Raw genomic sequence first — 5584 nt, 5'->3', positions numbered from 1 at the left:
ACTTCCTTGATCGGAAGTCCGCCAAAGCCAACCACTTTTTAATTTTTTAGCGCATCCCTATGGGATGGCTGTGAAAACCTGTCTGTCTTTATTTTCTTCAGCAATATGGAGTTCCTCATCCGTAGCGATGCGTGCCTTTTCAGAACGGAGTCGTTGCTCTTCAGCAACACGTGCAGCCTCTGCCTCCTCGCGTGAGCGTATGATCGATACTTCGCGCTTCTGTTTCTCAGATGCTTCTTCTTCCTGACGTTCAAGTTCAAGAATGGCCTCACGGGCTTCGACATCTTGTTTTTTTACGGTGCGTTCGCGATCTCGATTGAGCTGATTTGTTTGCACCTGCTCGGCCGAGGTTTTTTCAGTGATCTTTTTGATCCCTTCGGCATCGAGTATGTTGTTGGGGTCCAATAGCTCGAGCGGAGTCTGTTCAAGGTAATCGATTGCGGCGTCGTCTAGAACAAAGCCATTGAGGTCTGTTCCTATAGTCTTGATGATCTCGTCCTTGAAGGTCTCACGGCTGGTGTAGAGTTCGACGAATTCGAAATGCTTTCCGACCGTCTTCAGTGCTTCAGAGAACTTTGCATCGAACAATTCTGCAAGGGCGACTGGGTCTGAGGCCCGCACGCAGCCGACCGACTGCGCGACTGTTTTTACGTCTTCCTCTGTTTTATTCACGCGCATGAAAAAGCGGACCGAAATATCTGCGCGGAGGTTGTCCTTACAGATGAGGCCATCAGCTCCTTTACGGGTGATTTCGATGATCTTGAGGTCGATATCGATTTCTTCCAGCTTATGGATTACTGGGAAGTTCATCATTCCTGTGAAGCTTACCTTAGGTTCGTTCCTGAGGGCGCTGTTTTGGATAAACGCCTTGCCTTGCTCGACTTTGCGGTAGCTGTTGACGACCAACGCGATAATGCCGACGAGAAAGAGGACGCCGATGCCGATGAGTATCCAAAGCATTTGGTCCAAGATGGCCATGGTGAACAAGAAGGAGAGGTGAGTTGAGGTCATAGCTTGTCTTCGGGTTTAATCTTACTGACACCATATTTTTTAAGCGCTTTGTCGTAGTTTATGACGAGTGCGCGATCGCCCTTTTTGAGCGGTTCGGTGTCGTGAAAAGGATGCGCGTTTAGGATGATGTGACTACCGTTGTCAATGACTTCGATTTGGCCATACTTTTCTGAGATCTCAGCGGTGCGCACGGTGCCAATAGACCCCTCAAGTGACGCATGCTTTGAGCTACTTTCTAAGCGACGAAATAACAAGACGAAGGGGTAAGATGCGAGCTTGGTGGGGATTAGAGAAATTACGAACGAACAACCAGCAATCAAAAGCCCGAGCAAAAGACTGTGCCATGGGTTGAGATAGTAATTTGAAACTACACTTCCCGCCCACGACAGAATAATGGCAATGGAAAAAATCACCATAAAAGGCACCTCGCCAATATTAAAAAAGCGAAGAATTTGTATACCGGCTCCAGGCTTCGAAGGAGCATCCATATCTAAGTCAACATCTGGATCTATATCCACATCGATATCAGCATCGACATCGACGTCTGGAGACAAGAGATCGAGATCTACCATGCCGACAATGAGCATCAACCAATAGAATAGTGTGAGGCCAAGTAGACAGGTAAAAAGGAAGTTGTAGACTCGAAGGGAATCTTGGAGTAGTTCCAGCATATGCGCGCAAATTATACGGATCGGGGGGAGTTCTTGCGAAGAAAAGTGTTGAGTCTAACTGAATTCCCCTGATCCGAAGATAGCGATAAGAATTAAAACCATTAGATTTCGTCAGCAGAATATAGGCCCTTGCTTTTTAGCGAATCCAGAAAAATAGAGCCGCAATAATTTGCGCTGAAATGAGCACAAAAAAGACGCCTGCTGCGAACCAGGAGAATGGCGATGAGCGCAATTTACGCGTGGGGTCTGGATTTTGGATATTGGGGGTGAGATGCTTGGGCTCTTGGCCAAAAATCGCGTTTTGCTGGCGGTCGCGCAGCTTGGCGATGTGTTCGGTGAGGTTGGGGATCTCAGACATCAATCCTATAAGGTGAGATGCACCGTCTCGGCGGGGAAGCGGACCTTTGGGATGGCGGCGTATTTGTCTTCCTTCGAACGGAATCCGACGGGACAGGCGACGACAGGGGTCAGGCCAAGCTCGGGTAGGTTGAGCACTTCGGAGTAGCCCGCTGGGTTGAACCCTTCCATGGGGCAGGCATCGATCCCCTCGTAGGCACATACCGTCATCAGGTTGCCGAGTGCAATGTAGGATTGGCGGTTCATCCAATCTGCTTTTTGCTCGTCGTCTAAACCTTTGATGAAGTTAAGGACGACATCACGGAAGCTATCCATTGCCTCCAGTGGCACACCCCGTGTCTCGGCAGCATTTGCCATGTAGGCGAGTACCCATTCTTCTGTTATCTCGGTCAGTCGGCAGAGGACAAACAAGTGCGAGGCATCCGCGACCTGAGCCTGGCCCCAGCTTTGCTCGACCAGCTTTTGACGCAACTCTGGAGTCTCCACCATAACAAATTTCCAGGGCTGCACGCCAAAGGAGGAAGGTGTGAGACGGAGGGTTTCCTTCAGCAAATCGACTTGTGCATCCGTCAGCTTTTTCGTCGGATCAAATTGTTTCGTGGCGTAGCGCCAGTCTTGGGCTTCGAGGGTGGTTTTCATGATAAAAGGAAGATGGATGGACTAAAATTGATTCAACGCAGCGCTGCCCAGATTTTAAGGCAGCTTTGTAATACGTCTTCGAGGTCGTCGAGGTGGATTTGATTGGCTCCGTCAGAGATGGCGTTGTCGGGGTCGGGGTGCGTTTCGATAAAGATCCCGTCGGCTCCCGCGGCAAGAGCGGCACGCGCCAGCACGGGTGCGTATTCGCGTTTCCCACTGGTTTTGCCGCCACCCGCTCCCGGCATCTGTACGGCATGGGTGCAGTCCATGATGGTGGGGTGACCGAACTGCTTCATGATGGGGAAGGAGCGCATGTCGACGACAAGGTTTTGGTAACCGAAGGTGGTGCCGCGTTCGGTCTGCCAAATCTCTTTGGCCTCTAGGCCTTCGAGTTTGTTGATGACGAACTCCATCTCGTAGGGAGAGAGAAACTGGCCTTTCTTGACGTTGACGACCGCACCGGTCTCCGCCGCTGCTTCTAGCAGGTCAGTCTGGCGGCAGAGAAAAGCGGGGATTTGAAGGATATCGCAGACTTCAGCGACGGGAGCACACTGCGCCGCAGAATGAATATCAGTGAGGCAGGGCATGCCCCATTGGTCCTTGAGGGCCTGATGTATGATTAACCCATGATCCAGGCCAGGACCGCGTTCACTGTCGAGTGAGGTGCGGTTAGCCTTATCAAAGGAACCTTTGAAAACGATTTTGAGATCAGGGTAGCGGCTTTGGATGCGAAACAGTTTGCTGGCCACAGTCGAGCTGAGCTCTTGAGTCTCCAGCGAGCATGGACCGGCGATAACGAGGAGTTTTTCTGGATCGAAGATCATAATGAGTGGCTGCTGGATGGTGTGGAGCAGAACTTTGCAGAAGACTAAGCTTGCTGTTGGTTCGTGAGCGCTGCTCGGACGAACTCCCGAAAGAGTGGGTGCGCTTTGTTGGGCTTTGATTGAAACTCTGGGTGGAACTGGACACCGACAAACCATGGATGTCCACTGACTTCAACGATCTCGACCAAGTCGCGCTCGGGATTTGTGCCCGAGATTTTCAAACCGGTCGAACTGAGCTGATCGCGGTAGGCGTTGTTAAATTCGAAACGGTGGCGATGGCGCTCGTAGATGATTTGAGACTGAGGGACATTGTCGTAGTCTCGAAAATAAGCGCCGTAGGCGTGGCTTTCTTCTTCAATCTTACAAGGACATGCGCCCAGACGCATCGAGGCTCCTTTATCCTCCACGTCCTTCTGATCTTCCATGATGTGGATGACCGGGTGTGGAGTGTGTGGGTTGAACTCAGTGCTGCTTGCGTCCTTGAGCCCGGCGACGTTTCTGGCGAACTCGACCGTCGCGATTTGGAGTCCTAGGCAGAGTCCAAAGTAGGGCACTGCATTTTCGCGAGCATAGCGTGCCGCGGCGATCTTGCCTTCAGTCCCTCGGTTACCAAATCCGCCCGGGACCAAAATCCCATCGAGTGTATCCAAAATGGCAGTATCTTCCTCGAGCGTTTCGGAGTCGATCTGCTCCAGCTCGATACTGGCATTGTTGGCGATACCTGCGTGGGTCAGGGATTCGTAGACCGATTTATAAGAGTCCTGGAGCTCGATGTATTTTCCCACGACGCCGATGCGGCAGCTGTGCTTGGGATGAATGAGGCGTTCGACGACTTGTTCCCATTCTGTGTAAGGCTTTGCAGGAGCATCCAGGCGAAGGTGATCGACCACGAGGTCGTCTAGTTTTTCCTTACCAAGTTCGATGGGTACTTCGTAAATAGAATGCTGGACATCGAGTTCTTCGATAACCGCCTTGGTCGGAACGTTACAAAATAGGGATAACTTCCGCCGCATATCATCGGTAATGGGATGCTCACTACGACATACAAGGATGTCAGGCTGGATACCGATTTCGCGCAGTTTTGCTACGCTCTGTTGGCTCGGCTTTGTTTTGAGTTCTCCGGCGGCCTTTACGTAGGGCAACAGGGTGACGTGAAGAAACAGCACATTATCACGTCCCCGTTCTAGGGCAAATTGACGCATTGCTTCTAGAAAGGGGAGGCCCTCGATATCGCCAATGGTGCCACCGATTTCCGTGATAACGACATCTACGCCATCACCTCCAGCAGTGATGCGATTTTTGATCTCGTCTGTCACATGGGGAATAACCTGGACGGTGGCCCCCAAGTAATCACCTTTGCGCTCCTTTTGGATAACTGACTCATAAATCTGGCCAGAAGAGACCGAGTTGAGGCGTGACAATTTGCAATGGGTGAACCGTTCGTAGTGTCCCAGGTCGAGATCAGTTTCTGCACCGTCATCCAGCACATAGACCTCGCCATGTTGGAATGGGCTCATTGTCCCCGGATCTACATTCAGGTAGGGATCAAATTTTTGGAGCCGCACGCTGAGGCCCCGTGTCTCTAGAAGCGCTCCGAGAGCGGCAGATGTTAGGCCTTTGCCCAGGGAGCTCACGACGCCCCCGGTTACGAATATATACTTCATGCAGCGATTCCTTCAGATCCTCGAAAACGATAAGGATTTTTAGGGAACCTCGCATGGCAATGGTGAATTGCCTTTGGACGAAAATTCAGTCTTACATCGGAGAGGCGAAGTGTTTTGTGATTATACCCGGAAGATCACATTAGAATTGGTTGTGACCAGAAGTGCGGGGCATACTAATGTTTAGTAGGGTGATCGCGAGAGCGATTGCCTTCGTGCGGATCAAAGCTCGAGTCAAGCAACGGCTGACGCCATCACTCTACGTTTCTAATCTGAGCTCAAAGTCAATTTTTCGCATTTCTGGTCCCATGGCGTCATCCAAAGCTCGTTGAGTTGGGATGTCTTTGGAACCCGAAACATAAACCAATCAATCAACAGAAAGGAAAGAAACAGAAACCAGCGACTGAAACTCTCAGTTCAA

Annotated in this window: 6 protein-coding genes; all 6 read right to left on the bottom strand. The window is 51.0% G+C overall.

The genetic code is table 11. The features are described from left to right. Positions 1–57 precede the first annotated feature (57 nt). Complete coding sequence (locus HRU10_14855) at positions 58–1011, bottom strand: hypothetical protein (protein NRA28512.1); 954 nt, start codon at positions 1009–1011, stop codon at positions 58–60. Further along, positions 1008–1682, bottom strand: a complete 675-nt coding sequence (locus tag HRU10_14850; GenBank protein NRA28511.1) for a DUF1449 family protein — start codon at positions 1680–1682, stop codon at positions 1008–1010. The genes HRU10_14855 and HRU10_14850 overlap by 4 nt, the downstream gene beginning before the upstream one ends. Before the next feature lie 136 nt (positions 1683–1818). Further along, the gene (locus tag HRU10_14845) at positions 1819–2040 is read right to left on the bottom strand and encodes a hypothetical protein (protein NRA28510.1); all 222 of its coding nucleotides are present in this window, start codon (positions 2038–2040) and stop codon (positions 1819–1821) included. A gap of 5 nt (positions 2041–2045) precedes the next feature. After that, positions 2046–2678 carry an NAD(P)H-dependent oxidoreductase gene (locus HRU10_14840; protein NRA28509.1) on the bottom strand — a complete coding sequence of 211 codons (633 nt, stop codon included), beginning with the start codon at positions 2676–2678 and terminating at the stop codon, positions 2046–2048. Between the two features lie 32 nt (positions 2679–2710). Next, entirely contained in the window at positions 2711–3502 is a 792-nt protein-coding gene (gene kdsA, locus HRU10_14835) for a 3-deoxy-8-phosphooctulonate synthase (GenBank protein NRA28508.1), read from the bottom strand. Positions 3503–3546: 44 nt separating this feature from the next. Then, positions 3547–5166, bottom strand: coding sequence for a CTP synthase (locus tag HRU10_14830; GenBank protein NRA28507.1), 1620 nt, complete (start codon positions 5164–5166; stop codon positions 3547–3549). Between the last annotated feature and the right edge of the window lie 418 nt (positions 5167–5584).

The sequence above is a fragment of the Opitutales bacterium genome (genome assembly GCA_013215165.1).
Taxonomy (GTDB): Bacteria; Verrucomicrobiota; Verrucomicrobiia; order Opitutales; family JABSRG01; genus JABSRG01.
This window is presented reverse-complemented; position numbering and strand designations above follow the sequence as displayed.

Bases quoted from the DNA above. Each gene is read 5' to 3' on its own strand.
- HRU10_14855 (NRA28512.1), bottom strand. From the start codon at position 1,011: ATGACCTCAACTCACCTCTCCTTCTTGTTCACCATGGCCATCTTGGAC.
- HRU10_14850 (NRA28511.1), bottom strand. From the start codon at position 1,682: ATGCTGGAACTACTCCAAGATTCCCTTCGAGTCTACAACTTCCTTTTT.
- HRU10_14845 (NRA28510.1), bottom strand. From the start codon at position 2,040: ATGTCTGAGATCCCCAACCTCACCGAACACATCGCCAAGCTGCGCGAC.
- HRU10_14840 (NRA28509.1), bottom strand. From the start codon at position 2,678: ATGAAAACCACCCTCGAAGCCCAAGACTGGCGCTACGCCACGAAACAA.
- kdsA (NRA28508.1), bottom strand. From the start codon at position 3,502: ATGATCTTCGATCCAGAAAAACTCCTCGTTATCGCCGGTCCATGCTCG.
- HRU10_14830 (NRA28507.1), bottom strand. From the start codon at position 5,166: ATGAAGTATATATTCGTAACCGGGGGCGTCGTGAGCTCCCTGGGCAAA.